14 protein-coding genes are annotated in these 16,225 nt (G+C 63.8%); 7 read left to right on the top strand and 7 right to left on the bottom strand.

All coding sequences use genetic code 11. The features are described from left to right. The first annotated feature begins 147 nt into the window (after positions 1-147). Positions 148-1,404, top strand: a complete 1,257-nt coding sequence (locus GJ633_RS06785) for an RNA-guided endonuclease TnpB family protein (RefSeq protein ID WP_156588194.1) — start codon at positions 148-150, stop codon at positions 1,402-1,404. Positions 1,405-1,599: 195 nt separating this feature from the next. On the opposite strand, the gene GJ633_RS06780 is transcribed toward GJ633_RS06785, so the two are convergent. After that, complete coding sequence (locus tag GJ633_RS06780) at positions 1,600-2,889, bottom strand: MFS transporter (protein WP_156588193.1); 1,290 nt, start codon at positions 2,887-2,889, stop codon at positions 1,600-1,602. Between the two features lie 4 nt (positions 2,890-2,893). Continuing rightward, on the bottom strand, positions 2,894-4,006 hold the full coding sequence (locus GJ633_RS06775; RefSeq protein ID WP_156588192.1) for an MBL fold metallo-hydrolase: 1,113 nt from the start codon (positions 4,004-4,006) through the stop codon (positions 2,894-2,896). A gap of 89 nt (positions 4,007-4,095) precedes the next feature. Between GJ633_RS06775 and GJ633_RS06770 the strand changes: the two genes are divergently transcribed. The 3 genes from GJ633_RS06770 to GJ633_RS06760 are packed head-to-tail and all read left to right on the top strand — an operon-like array spanning position 4,096 to position 6,169. Further along, the gene (locus tag GJ633_RS06770) at positions 4,096-4,830 is read left to right on the top strand and encodes a helix-turn-helix domain-containing protein (RefSeq protein WP_156588196.1); all 735 of its coding nucleotides are present in this window, start codon (positions 4,096-4,098) and stop codon (positions 4,828-4,830) included. Between the two features lie 50 nt (positions 4,831-4,880). Further along, positions 4,881-5,321, top strand: a complete 441-nt coding sequence (locus tag GJ633_RS06765; protein WP_231741265.1) for a class I SAM-dependent methyltransferase — start codon at positions 4,881-4,883, stop codon at positions 5,319-5,321. 38 nt (positions 5,322-5,359) lie between these two features. After that, positions 5,360-6,169 (top strand): nucleoside phosphorylase, encoded by an 810-nt coding sequence (locus GJ633_RS06760; protein ID WP_156588191.1) that lies wholly within the window; start codon positions 5,360-5,362, stop codon positions 6,167-6,169. Positions 6,170-6,482: 313 nt separating this feature from the next. Here GJ633_RS06760 and GJ633_RS06755 read toward each other — a convergent pair whose 3' ends face one another. Continuing rightward, positions 6,483-6,863 (bottom strand): amphi-Trp domain-containing protein, encoded by a 381-nt coding sequence (locus GJ633_RS06755; protein WP_156588190.1) that lies wholly within the window; start codon positions 6,861-6,863, stop codon positions 6,483-6,485. Between the two features lie 368 nt (positions 6,864-7,231). Further along, the gene (locus GJ633_RS06750) at positions 7,232-8,374 is read right to left on the bottom strand and encodes an ATP-binding protein (protein WP_156588189.1); all 1,143 of its coding nucleotides are present in this window, start codon (positions 8,372-8,374) and stop codon (positions 7,232-7,234) included. A gap of 132 nt (positions 8,375-8,506) precedes the next feature. Here GJ633_RS06750 and GJ633_RS06745 point away from each other — a divergent pair, with 132 nt between their 5' ends. From GJ633_RS06745 to GJ633_RS06735, 3 genes are all read left to right on the top strand, one after another. Beyond that, positions 8,507-9,244, top strand: coding sequence for an SDR family oxidoreductase (locus GJ633_RS06745; protein WP_156588188.1), 738 nt, complete (start codon positions 8,507-8,509; stop codon positions 9,242-9,244). A 319-nt stretch (positions 9,245-9,563) separates the two neighbouring features. Continuing rightward, a complete protein-coding gene (locus GJ633_RS06740) occupies positions 9,564-10,847 on the top strand; it encodes an MFS transporter (RefSeq protein WP_321168942.1) in 1,284 nt (427 codons plus the stop codon). Between the two features lie 153 nt (positions 10,848-11,000). Further along, positions 11,001-12,197 carry a nitrate/nitrite transporter gene (locus tag GJ633_RS06735; protein ID WP_197431272.1) on the top strand — a complete coding sequence of 399 codons (1,197 nt, stop codon included), beginning with the start codon at positions 11,001-11,003 and terminating at the stop codon, positions 12,195-12,197. 97 nt (positions 12,198-12,294) lie between these two features. Here GJ633_RS06735 and GJ633_RS06730 read toward each other — a convergent pair whose 3' ends face one another. The 3 genes from GJ633_RS06730 to GJ633_RS06720 form a co-directional block, all read right to left on the bottom strand. Beyond that, positions 12,295-13,467: an alanine--glyoxylate aminotransferase family protein gene (locus GJ633_RS06730; RefSeq protein WP_156588186.1), complete on the bottom strand. Its 1,173-nt coding sequence runs from the start codon at positions 13,465-13,467 to the stop codon at positions 12,295-12,297. A gap of 60 nt (positions 13,468-13,527) precedes the next feature. Continuing rightward, positions 13,528-15,516 (bottom strand): threonine--tRNA ligase, encoded by a 1,989-nt coding sequence (gene thrS, locus GJ633_RS06725; RefSeq protein WP_197431271.1) that lies wholly within the window; start codon positions 15,514-15,516, stop codon positions 13,528-13,530. Positions 15,517-15,646: 130 nt separating this feature from the next. Continuing rightward, positions 15,647-16,069, bottom strand: a complete 423-nt coding sequence (locus GJ633_RS06720) for a CoA-binding protein (RefSeq protein ID WP_156588184.1) — start codon at positions 16,067-16,069, stop codon at positions 15,647-15,649. Positions 16,070-16,225 lie beyond the last annotated feature (156 nt).

Raw genomic sequence — 16,225 nt, 5'->3', positions numbered from 1 at the left:
AGTTGTGGGTAAGAGACAGGCCTTTAGGCGTGGGATGAATCCGACACTCTGACCGCCAATCCACCGACGACACTCCAGCCGGATATTCAGCGCCCGGTCGTTTGTTTTAATAACTACTCTCTCATAATGTGTTATGAGGTCAGTTCGATGCTGGAGACGACCCGCACCTACGTCGCACGCATCACGAACCACCAACAGGTTCGTGACGACCTCGACCAGTGCGGATTCTCCGCATCCAAACTGTGGAACGTCGGTCGCTACTACATCCAACAACGGTGGGACGAAACCGGCGAAATACCCGCCGAAGCCGAACTGAAATCGGAGCTGAAAGACCACGAACGCTACAGTGACCTTCATTCTCAGTCAAGTCAGCGAGTTCTCGAAGAACTTGCTGAAGCGTTCATCGGCTGGTACAACTCCGGCGACGGCAACAACCCACCCGGCTACCGGAAACGTGGCGACGACCACCCGCGCTCCACCGTCACGTGGAAGAAACGAGCCATCAAGCACGACGATAAACACGACCAACTCCGCCTCTCGAAAGGCTTCAACGTGAAAGAGAGTCGGTCTGACTTCATTCTCGCGGAGTACGAAACCCGCCCCGACGTAGAGGTTGAGAACATCCAGCAGGTGCGTGCCGTCTGGAACGGTGACAAGTGGGAGCTACACCTCGTCTGTAAGAAAAAGATCCCAGTCGAAGACGCACCGGGCAACAAGACGGCAGGGATCGACCTCGGTATCAGCAACTATCTCGCCATCGACTACGAAGATGGCGCGAGTGAACTGTATCCGGGGAACGTGCTGAAAGAGGACAAGCACTATTTCACCAGCGAGGAGTACCAGACCGAAGGCGAGAACGGCCCGTCAAAGCGTGCATGGAAGGCTCGGCAGAAGCTCTCCCGACGCAAAGATCACTTCCTCCATACCCTCAGCAAACACATCGTTGAGCGGTGTGTCGAAGAGGGTGTGGGGAAGATAGCGGTTGGCGACCTTAGCGACATCCGCGAGAATGAGAACGGTGACTCGCGGAACTGGGGTGCGTCGGGAAACAAGAAACTCCACGGATGGGAGTTTGACCGCTTCACGAACCTGCTCGAATACAAGGCCGAGGAACAAGGCATCCTCGTTGACCGTGTAGACGAGGAGAACACGAGTAAGACGTGTTCGTGTTGCGGGCAGATTCGTGACTCGAATCGCGTGGAGCGCGGTCTGTACGTCTGTTCGTCGTGCGGGACGACGATGAACGCGGACGTGAACGGTGCGGTGAACATCCGCCGAAGGATAACTCAGAGTCCCCCGACGGGGGATATGAGTAACGGCTGGTTGGCACAGCCCGGAGTCTTCCTGTTCGACCGCGAGAGCGGGTCGTTCAACACGAGAGAACAGGGAGACTGCAAACCCTAATATCCCAACGCTCGGGATTCCTCCGGCTTTAGCCGGAGGAGGATGTCAATGACCGATGAGAATCGTACCGTCGAAATGATGTTCTGAGCGCCGTGCAAGATAGGGCGCATATTCAGCAAGGAGGCTCATCCGATCCAATCCCAATCGGAGCAAAAGCGAATGCAGACCGGGAACACGAAGATCCGTATTGCTGAACTAGTCTTGAGAGATAGTTGGAGCCGCTTCCGTGGGAGCGGGTGAAGGTGGCTCGTGAGTTCCGAACTCGGGGTGGGTCTCTTCCATCCAGACGTACACGACTGCACCAGACACGAACATCAGGAGTGCAGTCATGTAGAATGCGGCCTCTGCGTTGACGAACTCCATCGAGAGCCCGATCAGGATGGCTCCGACGGCATAGCCGGAGTCACGCCACATCCGGTAGACGCCCATCCCTGCAGACCGCCACGTCGGGTGGGCGGCGTCGCTTGGCACAGTCATCAGGTTCGGATACAGTAACGCCATGCCAAGACCGGAGATACCGGCCAAGACTGCCCACGCGAGGTACCCCTCAACGAGTACCATTCCCAAAACGCCGGTACCTGCGAGGAACATCCCCCAGATGACGGGCGGCCGGCGACCAATACGGTCAGCAAGTCCACCGGTCGCAATCTGGAGGAAGTACATCGCGCTGTGGACGCCGACGACGACACCGACAGCCGCAATACCAAGACCCTGGCTTACCAGATACAGCGGGACGGCGATCCAGAACAGCGTATCTACGAAGTTCTCGATGTGGCCGGCCTGAGCCGCAGCGAACAACGTCTTGTCACCGTAGGTCGCTCGCTTCACCACCTCGTTGAACGGCAGGTTCGCGTCGTGGTGGTCGTCGTCTCCCTCGGCCTGGGCGTACTGGACGGTTTCTTTGATCAGGAAGACCGAGATGAGGAACGCCAGCACGACGACGATGGCGAGGAAGTAGAACGGCTCCGGCCGGAGGCTCCACTGACCGGCAATAACACCTGTAATCCATGCCCCGACGGCAACGCCAGTGTAGCCGAACGATTCGTCGATACCGACTGCAAGGCCACGCTGTTCAGGTCCCGCGAGGTCGATCTTCGCGTTGATCGCCATACTCCACGTCAATGCTTGGTTGATACCCAGTAGGATGTTCCCAACGGTGATCCAGCCCCAACTCGGAGCGAAGATGAGGATGATCGGCAGGGGGAGTGCCGTCACCCATCCGGCGACAAGTACTGGCTTCCGGCCGTACTCCTCACCCCATTTGCCAGCGTAGAGATTGAGGATCGACTTCACGATTCCGAACGAGACGACGAACGAACCGATAACCAGGAACGACTTGACGCCGAGTACCTCTTCGCCCAGAACGGGGAGGACGGTCCGTTCGGACCCGATGGTTAGGCCGGTGGCGAACACCAGCAGGACGTGGAGTGAGAACTGTCCGAGGTGCTCACGGATTCCTTGTTTGATTTCAGTTCCCGTACTCATGGATTCATTCAGCAGCGCAGTTGTTGGGGCCCAGTTCCAGCTCGGCCAGTTCATCGGTAGGGACCGATTCCTGCCCCACGTTCGTCCGCTTGACGCGCTCGAAGTTCGGTGGGTGATCCGGGATGTCAGATGCGAGTTCGCGGATGAATTCTTCTCGGTCGCGGCCGAGGTCGTCGTTCCGTTCCTTGACCGCCGTAAGCGTCGCGGTCACCGGTGGTTCGGGCGAGCCAGGATCGTGTGCCGGCAGGACCAGTGCGTCGTCAGGACGGTCCAGCAATCGTTGGAGGCTCTCGTAGAGCGTCGCCGCGTTCTGCTTTACGTCGGAGTCTTCAATTCCCGCTTCGACACCGAGTTCGACACGTCCCACGCTCTCGTGGAAGAGCGTATCGCCCGTGATCAGCGCAGCGCCGTCGATGTCGAACGAGACGCTCCCCTCACTGTGTCCCGGCGTGTGAATAACCTCGATGTCGAGACTGCCGACTGTCACTGTCTGTCCATCTTCAACCGGCGTCGCGTCGATGGCGAGCGCGTCTTTCGGGTGGAGGTAGTAGGAAACGCCGTGGCGGTCGGCGAGTTCTGCAGCACCCGAGACGTGGTCGGCGTGGGCGTGCGTGTCGAAGACACCGACGAGTTCGGCGTCGTACTTGTCGAGGATCGCATCGTATTCGTCGAGATAGTGTGACGGGTCGAAGACGGCTGCTTCACCACCCGAGATGAGGACGTGTGAGAGGCAACCCTTCCCCGGCCGTGCGACCTGAATGAGCGTGTCATCGAGGTCAGCTGGCACTTCTGCGTGTCGGTGGACACGGCTCCAGCCGTTCATCCCGTCCGTGAGAGTCACCGCATCGTAGTCCAGCTCTTGGAGAACTTCCGTCGCGATCTCCGAGACGACACCGGCAGCACAGACAGTGACGATCTGTTCGTTACGGGGGAGGTCTGAGAGGGCTTCCTTCGCTTGTTCAGGGTCTTCAGTTAGTTCCTCGTAGACATCGACGTTGATACTGTCCGGAATGTGCCACTCTTCGAAATCCTCTTCGTGGCGAATATCGAGGACGATCGGGTCCTCGTCACCGTTTTGTAACTGTTCGCTGAGTTCCTCCGGCGGTATCTCCTGCATCGGTATTCCTGAATAGCAGGTATATTCGCATATAGGTGCTGCCGGACATGACCGGCACTGTTAATTTTGACCAGTTCAAAGTCATTCGTATGAGTCTGTATGAGGCCTCGATCCGAGTCAAACACGAGTGTCCATACCGGGAGATCTCGGAACGTCACCCGGACTTGACCATCCGTGAGTGGCCGCTAAGCGACTGCCAAGTACTGGAGATCACATCAGAGGCAACACCGACTGACGAGTTGCTTGACGACATCAATCAACTCGGAACCGTTCTACACGAATCGGAGGATGACGACGGGTATCACGTTGTCACGCAGTCCTGCCTCTGTTCACTCGAACAGTCGATCATCGACCGCTTCGAGGAACACAATTGTCTGTATCAGTCGCCGACGATCTACCGCCAGGGCTGGGAGCACTACACGGTGGTCGCGTTCGACGATGAGGACATTCGAGAACTGCTCGGTGATCTGCGATCTGATAGGGAGATCGAACTACTCTCGAAAACCTCGATTTCGGAGAAGCAGATCCCCCACAGTATGCTGGCTCCGGCGAATCAACTGTTCGAGAATATCACTGACCGGCAGTTGGCAGCACTCCAATTAGCGCTGGAAAGTGGGTACTACGAGCAACCACGGAAGACTTCGCTTCGAGATCTGGCCGATCAGACGGCCGTCGCTCGTTCGACGTACGAAGAACACCTCCGGAAAGCGGAGAACAAACTCCTCACGAACGCGGGACAGTTCTTGCGCCTGGTCACCGCGACATCGACGGCTGACCCGCTGCAGGTTGAAAAGACACGACAAGCGGAACAGGCTGCCGATTAGACGTTGGATGCGGCATCGGCTCGCTCGAAGAACGCTTTCCCGACCACGAAATGATCGGTGTGGATCGCTCGGAGGCGATGATCCAAGCAGCACAGGATCGAGTTTCTGCACCGCTTGTTCTCGGTGATGCGACCACCCTCCCTATCGCAACTGCGTCCGTTGATGCTGTCGTCTTCGTCTCGACGCTCGAATTCCTTCTCGAGATCGATGCAGTCCTTGCGGAAGCGACTCGCGTACTCGATCCTGAAGGGACTCTCGTTGCACTCGTGTTGAACACACGTTCCGAGTACGTTCGATCGAATCTCCAGCGAGAAGGTTCCTACTTCCTGCGGATGGTCCATCGGGATACTGAGGCGCTGGTGGACACGATCCTTGAATACGTCGAGGGCGAGCAGGAGTTCTTCTTGGGTATCTCCGACGAGCAAGTCTCTGAGAGCACAGACCCATCGAAAGCCGCAATCTCAGCGGTAGTCGGAACTCTGCCTGAGTGACCACAATATCCTTGCCCGGGTTCCGTGAACACGAACTAATGACTGACTCGACCGATCCGGACTCGTCTCCGCTTTTCGAGGCGAAAGAATTCGACGAATCATCTGTATTCTCGCCGAAAGCACTGCTGGAGAACGCTCGGCGGCAGAAAGACCTCCCAGAACACTCAGTTCCGGATATCTGTATACTCGATCCGGATGGAGACATCGTGCGCCAGTTGACGGCTACCGGTGAAGCACAAAAGGATGGAGCGTGGCCCGGCTATCACACCGATCTCTATCGGTTCGAACGAAACGACGAGGAGTTCGGAATTGTCGGGTGTGCTGTCGGGGCACCGTTCGCTGTGCTACTTGCAGAGCAATTGTTCGCCGCCGGCTGCCAATTTCTCATAAGCGTAACCTCCTCGGGACAGATCGTGCCCAAGGACGATCCGCCCTACTTCGTTCTTATCGAGCGTGCGCTCCGTGACGAAGGAACGAGTCACCATTACCGTTCGACGAGTCGCTATGCAACTCTCGATGACGAGCTTCGTGCCTCGGTGGAAGAAGCATGTGAAACAGTATCTCGTCCAGTGTATACGGGGGCAGCGTGGACAACTGATGCCCCGTTCCGGGAAACAGAGGCTGCAATCGAACGTGCTCGGTCAGAAGGAATCCTTGCCGTCGAAATGGAAGCAGCAGCGCTGTATACGTTCGCGGATGTTCGAGACCGTTCGGTAGTTTGCTTCGCACATGTAACCAACCAGATGGGGCAGTCTGAGGAGGATTTTGAAAAAGGAGAAGCAGAGGGAAGTCGAGACGCGTTAGAGGTAATCACTACGGCTGCTACTGCCTGGAGATCTCTGAATTGATGTTTGATTAGTCCGGTTTTGAATTGTAACGAATATTTGCCTCACTTCTCTGCATTCAGCAGGCTGGTTCCGGTTGGCCCGAGTGATCTCCGAGTCGTCGTGACACAGCGTTCCTCTGAAGCTGTCTGGCTGCTGAATACCGTCTCTGTATCTTGCACGGGTGTCTTACCAGCTGGTAGATCGGTTGCTGCACCCCGCGTTAGATCACTCGCTTGTCTCGAACGAACCGATAGAGCAAAGAATAGTATGAGAACTGGTGTACGACACCCTCTCCGAGCCACGAACTAGCCACCGAAACACGACGCGGACCGACCTACCGAACTTCGGGCGGCTCCTCGTCGGATCGTCCCGGCAGCTCCAGTTCGATCTCCAGTTCCTGCTCGCCGACCCCCTCGAAGTCGATATCGAGGTTGACCGGCTCGCCGACCGCGAACGGGAGTTCCCACTCGTCCGTGACCAGCGTTAGCTCCCGGTCGTCGCGAAGCTGTTCGCCCAACTCGACGAGGAACGCTCCGGCGGTGGCCGCGTCCAGCCGATACTCCGCGTCGAAGTCGCGCCCGGCGCGGATCGTCGCTCGGTCGGGTTCGGACGCCGCCTCCGATCCGGAAGCGGTCTCCGAGTTGGACCCCGTCTCAGATTCGGCGTCCGTCTCGGACGAGCGGTCCGTCTCCGGCGGCGTGTCGTTCGACGCCATCCGAGATCACCTGCGAACGGCGACGACGGTGTCCGTCGCGATCCAACCGTCGGTGTTCTCGGACTCGAGGAAGATCGACGTGCCCGGACGACTCTCACAGACAGATACTTCCGGTAGCCCGCTCGAACCCGTGTGAGCGGTGTCGGTGTGCGGTCGAACGCCGGTAGGCATACTGCACTTTAGGCAGGCCTAAATTGAAAAACCGATCGATTCACGGACGCCCCCGCTCGGCGGCGTCGAACACCGATATCTGTACTTCGACACCGATGCCGACGGAGAGCGTCTCGACGAGTCCGTAGCGCGTGGAGCCGCCGGACCGCTCGCCCGGCCGCTTCTCGCGAGGTCCGTCCGCGGCCGCGCTCGCCGGGTCAGCCGTCTGGGCCGTCCACGTCGGTGATCTCGAACCGCGCGCCGCCCGCGAGGCCCTCGGTCACGTCGATCGCCCACCCGTGCGCCTCGACGACCTGCTGGATGATCCGCAGCCCGAGTCCGGTGCCCGTCGCGTCGCTGGTGTAGCCGTCGACGAACACCCGGTCACGCTCGTCTGCCGGGATTCCCTTCCCGTCGTCCTCCACGTAGATGCCGGCGCCGTCAGGGAGGTCGCCGACGCGGATCGTCACGTCGGCGCCGCCGTGTTCCACGCTGTTCCGGAACAGGTTCTCGAACACCTGCTGGAGCCGGCTCCAGTCGCCGGACACGACGCGGTCGGTCTCGACGACGAGCGTCGCGTCGGGCGCGTCCACGAACGACCAACACTCGCGCGCGAGTTCGTCGATCGCGACCGCCTCGCGCCCGCGTATCGTCTGGCCCTCCTGGGTGAGAAACAGCAGGTCGTCGATCAGCGTCTCCATCCGGTCGACCGCCTCGTGGCAGCGTTCGAAGTGCTCCGGATCGCCGGTCTGCTCGGCCATCTCGAGGTAGCCGTCGAGGATCCCGAGCGGATTCCGAATGTCGTGAGAGACGACGCTTGTGAACTCCGCCAGCCGGTCGCGCTGCTCCTGTAAGCGTTCCGTCGCCCGCTTCTGGAAGCGTTCGTAGCCGACCCACTGGGCCATCAGCTCGACGAACGCCTCCTCGTTCTCCGAGAAGGGCCGGTCGCGCGGCTCGGTGTCGGCGAAACAGAAGGTGCCGTACACCTCGCGGCTGACCACGACCTTGGCGCCGACGTACGCCTCCAGTCCGAACGCCTCGTAGGCGGCGTCGTCTTCCCAGCCCTCTACCTTCGCGTGCTGGACCGTCAGGGCGCCGTCCTGTTCGACCGTCCGTCGGCAGTACGCCTGCGACAGCGGACAGCTCTCCCCGGCCTGGAGCCGCTCGTGGTCGCCCCGCGCCGCCACGATCCGCTGTCTGTCGTCGTCGATCTCCGTGAGGAACCCCGTCTCCACCCCGAGGTACCCGCGACCCAGATCGAGCAGGTCCGGGACCTTCTGCTCGAACGTCCGCTCCTGGTCCGCGGTCACGCGATACATCCGACGAAGGGCTTCCCCCTCGGACAGGTCCGTGTCTTCCATCGTGAGCGTCCGTCGAGTTGACAGAAGGGAGCGCCGTATCCTCTTAAAGCTCCGGTCGTGGCCGGAGTTGTCCGGCGTCGAACCGTAGGCGGCCCGAAGAGATTTGACGCCGGGAAGCGACGCGAGACACGCATGACGACTCTCGACGACGCGGCGGCGCTGGTGACGGGGGCGAGTTCCGGGATCGGCGAGGCGACCGCGCACGCGCTCGCGGACCGCGGCGCGAACGTCGCCCTGCTCGCCAGACGACGCGAGACGCTGGAGGCGGTGGCGGCCGACGTCGAGTCCGCGTACGGCGTCGACGCGATCGTGGTCGACGGCGACGTCCGCGAGCGGGCGACGGCGGAGGCGGCGGTCGAGGCGGTCGTCGACCGGTTCGGCGGGCTCGACGTCGTCGTCTCCAACGCCGGCGTCGGTCGCGGCGACGACGTGGCGACGATGACCGACGAGGAGTACTTCACGATGCAGGAGACCAACGTCGACGGGACCTTCTTTCTCACCCGCGAGTCGCTCCCGCACCTCACGGAGAGCCAAGGGACCCTCGTCGTCGTGGGGAGCTTCGCGGGCCATTTCCCCCGATCGTTCAACCCCGTGTACGCCGCGACCAAGTGGTGGGTCCGCGGCTTCGCTCACAGCGTCTCGGCGCAGGTCGGCGACGAGGGCGTCGCCGTGAGCGTGGTCAATCCAACCGAGGTCCGCACCGAGTTCGGCAGCGAGGAGGGGGAGCCGTTCGAGGAGCAGTTCGAGCCCGGCACGGTGACCGAACCCGAGGAGGTGGCGGAGGCGATCGCCTTCGCGGCGACTCGCGAGGGGTCGACCGCACAGGAGATCGACCTCTACCGACGCGATAAGTTCGCCGACACGCTGTAGTCGGTGGCCTTCGCTCCCCGTCGCACGGGGTGTACTTCACTCCGCGATCGACGCGCCGCACGCCGGACAGACGTCGTCGCTCCGCGAGACGGCGAGGTCACACTCCGGACAGAACTCCCGGTCACAGGCTGGGTCGCCCATACGCGGTCGAACGCGACGCGGCGACAAAAGCTCGGTGTCGAGCGCTCCGGACGGGGGGCGCTCGCTTCACGGGACGCCGGCATCGATCGACCGACTCGACGCCGACCGGTCGACTCGACGACGCCGCACGCGGCCGGCGAACCGAAACCCCTTTTGAACCCCTGGGCGCGGATACGGTGTGAACAACGCGGACCCGCGGTCGCAATTCTGGGCCCTCTACCTCACGCGGTTCGTCGAAGGGTTCGGGTTCATCACGCTGTTGACGCTGTTGCCGACGTACATCAACACGCTCGACCCGCAGGCGACCACGGTGCTCGGCGTCACCGTCTCGGCCGGGTTCGTCATCGGGATGTACACCACCGGCTTCACCCTCGCGCAGACGGTCGCCGTGGTCCCGCTCGCGTGGAGCGGCGATCGCTTCGACAAGCGACTCGTCTTGCTGGCCGTCCTCGGCGTCGGCGCCGGCGTGTACGCGCTCTTCCCGCTCGTCGACAGCTCCGGTTCGTTCATCCTCGTCCGGGCGCTCCAAGGGTTCGTCGTCACCGGTGCGGGGCTGATGACGCTCTCGCTCGTCGGGCAGATCGCCAGCGTCGGTTCGCGCGCGGACAAGATCGGAAAGGCAAACGCGGCCGCCTTCGCGGCGTCGATCGTCGGCTCGCTCGGCGCGGGCGCGATCTACGACGCGGTCGGGTTCACTCCGGTCTTCGGGATCATCACCGGGCTGATGGTGCTCGCGTGGGTGACCATGTGGGGCGTTCTCGACTCCGACTCGACTCGTGTCGAGGGGTTCCCGTTCAGCGACCTGGCGGTCAACCGTCGGATCCTCACGATCTCCGCGTTCCGGGCGCCGTACGCCTTCGCGGTGACGATGGTGCGGACGTGGGTTCCGATCTACGCCGGCACCCAACTGGCGGCCGGCGGGCTCGCGGTCGGCGCCACCGCGGTCGCCGTGACGGTCACCGCGGAGAAGGCGACGAACATGGTCGGACAGCTGTTCACCGGTCGCCTCTCTGATGCCTACGGTCGGTCGCTTTTCGTCTTCGCCGGGGGCGGTACCTACGGACTGATCGCGATGGCGATTCCCCTCGCACCCGCGATCGGCGGCGTCCTCGGTGCGGACGTGACGCTCCCGCTCCTCGGCGAACTGCCGCCGGCGTACCTCCCCTTGGTCGGGATCTCCGGACTCCTCGGCGTCGTGGATTCCTTCCGCGAGCCGGCCAGCATGGCACTTTTCGCCGACGAGGGGACCGACGACGGCGGCCTCGCCTCCAGCTTCGGGCTCCGCGAGCTCATGTGGCGGCCGGGCTCCGTCGCGGGCCCGCTCATCGCCGGCTGGCTCATGGTCGAGGTGAGTATGGCGTCCGTGTTCTACGTGGGCGGGGCGTTCGCCATCGTCGGCGTGCTCGCCTTCCTCGCCGTGCTCGCGAACAATCACGGTCGGGCCGCGCTGACGACGTGGTGAGGCCGCGCCGGCGACGCTGTCGGACTCGCGAGCGGCGAGGCACGTACTGACGACACGAGCGTGGAGCGTGTGGTCGCCGCTCCGGCGATCCTTTCAGGGAGTGGAAGATTGAAACCCCGAAGGGAGGTGGTTCCGGTAGGTGACTCGATCTCCGTGCGCTACATCTCCGTCCCGAGACAGGTGATCGCCGACCTCCGCAGCGGGGGACGCGGCGCGGCGTTGCTGGCCGTCGCGTTCGGGTGGTTCCTCTCTATCAGCACCCGGATGATCTACCCGGCGCTTCTGCCCTCCCTGCGGACGGCCTACGGACTCACGTTCACGACCGCCGGGCTGCTCCTGACAGTGCTGTGGATCGCGTACGGGATCGGCCAGCTTCCGGGCGGGATACTCGCGGACTGGGCCGGTGAACGGCTGCTGTTGGTGCTGAGTTCGCTGCTCGCGGCCGGCATGCTCCTGCTCGTCGTCGTCGCGGAGTCGCCGGTGATCCTGTTTGCCGGAACGGCGCTTTTCGGGCTGGGAACGGCGATGTACGGCGTCTCCCGGTTCACCATCCTCAAGGAGATCTACCCGGACCAGCTCGGCACGGCGACCGGCGTGACGATGGCGGCCGGCGACGTCGGCAACGCGGTGATGCCGCCGGCCGCCGGATTCGTCGCGGCCACCGTGGCCTGGCAGTACGGCTTCGGCTTCGTCGTCCCGTTTTTCGTCCTCGCGGCGGCGGCGCTGTGGGTGACGCTCCCGTCGACGGCGGCGACGAGAGCACCGCTCGACGAGGCGTTCTCGCTCGGGGGGCTCGCGTCGACGTTCTCCCAGCCGGCCGTCCGCCACGCGATCGTCCTGCTGGTCCTGTGGGGAACGATCGCGCAGGCGTTCATCGGATTCTACCCGTCGTACCTGATCGACGTGAGGGGGTTCCCGTCGTGGATCGCGACCGTCCTGTTCGGGTCCTTCTTCGCACTCGGCAGCCTCGTCAAGCCGATCGCGGGACGGGCGTACGACCGGGTTGGCGTCCGGTACCCCCTGGCCGTCCTGATGGGGGTGACCGGGGTCGCACTCGCCGCGCTCCCGATCGCGACGGGGGTGTGGTCGTTCGCCGCGGTCACGGTCCTCGCGAGCAGCCTCCTCGGCTACGAGACGATCGTGATCTCCAACCTGACCGACCGGTTCCCCGACGGCTCCCGGGGAACGCAACTGGGCGCCCTGCGGACGATCTACATCATGCTCGGGGCGTTGAGCCCCGTGGCGTTCGGGAGTGTCGCCGACCGCGGCTACTTCGACGAGGGCTTTCTCGGACTCGCGCTGTTGAGCGGGCTGATCGTGGCGTTCATCCTCGTCTATATCGACTATTAACCCTCCGACGTCGATGGAGGACGCGAGACCCAGTCCGATCCCGGTGCAGGGTAAGAAAGAGCGACCCGTCCTCCGGGGCGTCTCTCGAGCCGATCTCCTACGCCTCGTAGCCCTGCGCCGCGAGCGCGTCCTCGAGCGCCGCGAGCAGGAACTCGACGTTCTTCCGGCGAGCCGAGTGGCCCATACAGCCGATCCGCCAGATGTCGCCCGCCAGGTCGCCGAGCCCGGCGGCGATCTCGATGTCGTCCTCGTCGAGCAGGCGTTCGATGACGGCACCGTCGTCGACGCCGTCGGGCACGCGCACCGCGTTCAGGCTCGGGAGCCAGTACTCGTCGGGCGCGTTCATCGCTAAGCCGAGATCCTGCAGCCCGGCTTTCAGCTCGCCGGCGACCTCGCGGTGACGCGCCCACCGCGCTTCGATCCCCTCCTCGGCGACGATCCGGAGGGCCTCGCGCAGCGCGTACACGTTCGTTATCGGTGCGGTGTGGTGGTACGACCGCTCCTCGCCCCAGTACCCCTCCAGCAGCGAGACGTCGAGGTACCACGACCGCGGGTCCTCCTCGCGGTCGAGCACCTTGTCCATCGCGCGGTCCGAGAGGGTGAGCGGGCTCGCGCCGGGCGGACACGAGAGGCACTTCTGCGGCCCGGAGTAGGCGACGTCGACGTCCCACTCGTCGACGCGCAGCTCCACGCCGCCGAGCGATGTGACGCAGTCGGCGATCACGTACGCGTCGTGGGCGTGGGCGATGTCGGTCAGCTCTGAGACGTTCGGCTGGAGCACGCCCGTCGAGGTCTCGGCGTGGACGAACCCGAACACGTCCGGCTGGTGTTCGTCGAAGGCGCGCTCGACGGCGACGGGATCGAGCGGCTCGCCCCACGGGGCGTCCACCGTGACGACCTCGCCGCCGGCGCGCTCGGCCATCGATTTCATTCGGCCGCCGAAGTAGCCGTTCGTCGGCACGAGCATCGTGTCGCCCGGTTCGACGAGGTTGCCGATCGCGGTCTCCATGGAGGCGGAGCCAGTGCCGGAGACCGGGATCGTCCACCGGTTGTCGGTCTGGAACGCGTACCGAAGCAGCTCCTGCACCTCGTCCATGATCTCGATGAACGCGGGGTCGAGGTGCCCGACGAGCGGCGTGCTCATCGCCCGCAACACGCGCGGGTGGACGTCGCTCGGCCCTGGCCCCATCAGCGTTCGGTCCGGCGGCGACAGCTCCCCGACGTCGGGTGCCTCGCGCGCTCCCTCGGCCGTCCCGGATGCGTCACTCATGGCTACCCCTTTCGATGGCACGGTCAAAAACACGACGGAACCCGGCCGGTCAGCGAGCGCTCACTCGGCGTCGACGAAGTCCGGCTCGGTCCGCTTCTCCTCGCGCTCGTCGACGAGGTGGTCGACGAAGGCGTCGAGCTCGACGTCGCCCCGCTGGTTCTCGAAGCGATCGCGCACGGAGACGGTTCCCGCCGCCTCCTCCTCGTCCCCGACGATGACCATGTACGGGAGCCGGTCGTCGTGAGCGGCGCGGATCTTGCGACCGACCGTCCAGTCGCGGTCCTCGACCTCGACGCGGAACCCCTCGGCTTCGAGGGCGTTCTTCACGCGGTGGGCGTACCCGAGCGTCTCGTCGGAGACGGGCAGGATCCGCACCTGCTCGGGCGCAAGCCACAGCGGGAAGTTGCCGTCGAAGTGTTCGATCAACACCATGAAGAAGCGCTCGTAGCTGCCGTACAGCGCCCGGTGGATCATCACCGGCTGGTGCTCCTCGTTGTCCTCGCCGGTGTACGAGAGGTCGAACCGGTCGGGCATGTTGAAGTCGAGCTGGACGGTCGGGCCGTCCCACACGCGACCCAGCGCGTCCTCGAACCCGAAGTCGATCTTCGGGCCGTAGAAGGCTCCGTCGCCGGGCTCGACGTCGTAGTCGTAGCCCCCCGATTCCAGCACCTCGCGGAGCTGTTCCTCGGCGGACTCCCAGATATCGTCGCCCCCGACCGACTTCTCCGGACGGGTCGCGAGCGAGACCTCGACCTCCAGATCGAGCGTCTCGACGACCTCGAAGATCATCTCGATCACCGACTCGATCTCCCCCCGGATCTGGTCGGGCCGGACGAACAGGTGGCCGTCGTCGATGGTGAACGACCACACCCGAGAGAGCCCCGACAGCTCGCCGCGCTGCTCTTTTCGGTACACCTTCCCGTTCTCGAAGTACCGCTGCGGGAGGTCGCGATACGACCACGACTGCTGGTCGAAGATCGTCGCGTGTCCCGGGCAGTTCATCGGCTTCAGGCCGTACTCCTCGTCGTTGACGTCGAGGAGGAACATGTCGTCTTTGTAGTTCTCGTAGTGACCGGACTTCTTCCACAGCTCCGTCCGGAACACGTGCGGCGTCTCGACCTCCTCGTAGCCGTGCTCGCGGTTGAGCCGGTTCGCGAAGTCAGAGAGCTCGCGGAGCACGGTCTTGCCCGGCGGGTGGTACAGCGGAAGCCCGGGGCCGGTCACCGTCGGGATCGAAAAGAGGTTCATCTCCTGGCCGATCTTCCGGTGGTCGCGCTCCTGTGCCCTCTCGCGCATCTCAAGGTGCTCTTCGAGGGCGGACTCCGACTCGAAGGCCGTGCCGTACACCCGCGTCAGCGTGTCGTTGTCCTCGTCGCCGCGCCAGTAGGCCGCCGACACCTCCAGCAGCGTCGCCGCGCCGATCTCGCCGGTCGACTCGACGTGTGGCCCCCGACAGAGGTCCCGCCAGTCGTCCTGGGCGTAGAAGGTGACCTCCTCGCCCGACGCCTCCTCCGCTAAGATCTGGCGTTTGTACTCGTTGTCGGCGTAGATCTCCTTGGCCTCCTCGTGGGACCAGACCTCGCGTTCGATCTCGTAGTCGGCCGCGATGATCTCATCCATCTCCGCCTCGATCGCGGCCAAATCGTCCTCGTCGAGGTCGACGTCGGTCACGTCGTAGTAGAACCCCTCGTCGGTGGGGGGTCCGATCGTGAGCGTCGCCTCGGGGTAGAGCCGCTGGAGCGCCTGCGCGAAGACGTGTGCGGCGGAGTGACGCAGCACCGTCAGGTACTCGTCGGACTGGTCCGTGACGATCTCGATCCGTGCGCCGTCGTGGACCGTGGCGTGCTTCTCGACGAGCTCGCCGTCGATCTTCCCCGCGACCGTGTCGCGACCGAGCCCGGGGCCGATCTCGTAGGCGACGTCCTCGACCGTCGCCCCCGACGGCACGTCCAGCTCTGATCCGTCCGGAAGGACGACCGTCACCTCGGCCTCTTCGTCGGCCTCCGTATCGGTCTCGCTCATACCTCCTCGGAGCCGGACGAGCGCCATAAGTGTGTTCGATCCCGCCGCGACCGTATCGATCCTCCCGTCCGACCGACGCCGTTCGGCCCGGGGGCGACGCGACTCGCTTCGCACCCTGACGACTCGCTTCGCACCCTGATGACGGTGCTCCGGACACTCACCCGCGAAGCCGCTCGTGTTCGACTTTCATACACCGATCCTGCACGACCTCGATTCCGTCGGCCTCCGCGGCGGCGGCCGCCTCGTCGTGGCTGATACCGAGCTGGAGCCACGCCGCGCCCGCGTCGCCGCGCGCCGCGTGGCGATCGCGGACGGCGTCGAGGACGGTCGGCACCTCCTCGCTCGGCCGGAACACCTCCACGAGGTCGATACGCTCCTCCACGTCGCGGACGTCGTCGTAGGCGGGTTCGCCGAGCACCTCGTCCGCGAAGGGATTCACCGGAACGATCCGGTACCCCTGCCGCTGGAGATACGCGGGCACGTCGTGCGCCGCCTTCCCCTGGGTCGTCGAGCAGCCGACGACGGCGATCGTCTCGGCGTCCAGCAAGCGGTCGAGTTCGGCGTCGTCGGTGAGAGGCATACCGCGAGCTAGGCGGCGCACGCACCTTAACCACAACGCCCGCAGCCGACGCGTCGTGTTAACTTAAGCATGATCCACCAGACGGCGTGGGCTTGTAACCACGTTTCCGCGGTCGGTGGATCGACGTGGCTGAAACAGTTTGAAAACGAAGAGGTT

It is taken from the genome of Halorubrum sp. CBA1125 (assembly GCF_009742825.1).
Taxonomy (GTDB): Archaea; Halobacteriota; Halobacteria; order Halobacteriales; family Haloferacaceae; genus Halorubrum.
Note: the sequence above shows the minus strand (reverse complement) of the source record. Positions and strands in the feature narration are given on the sequence as shown.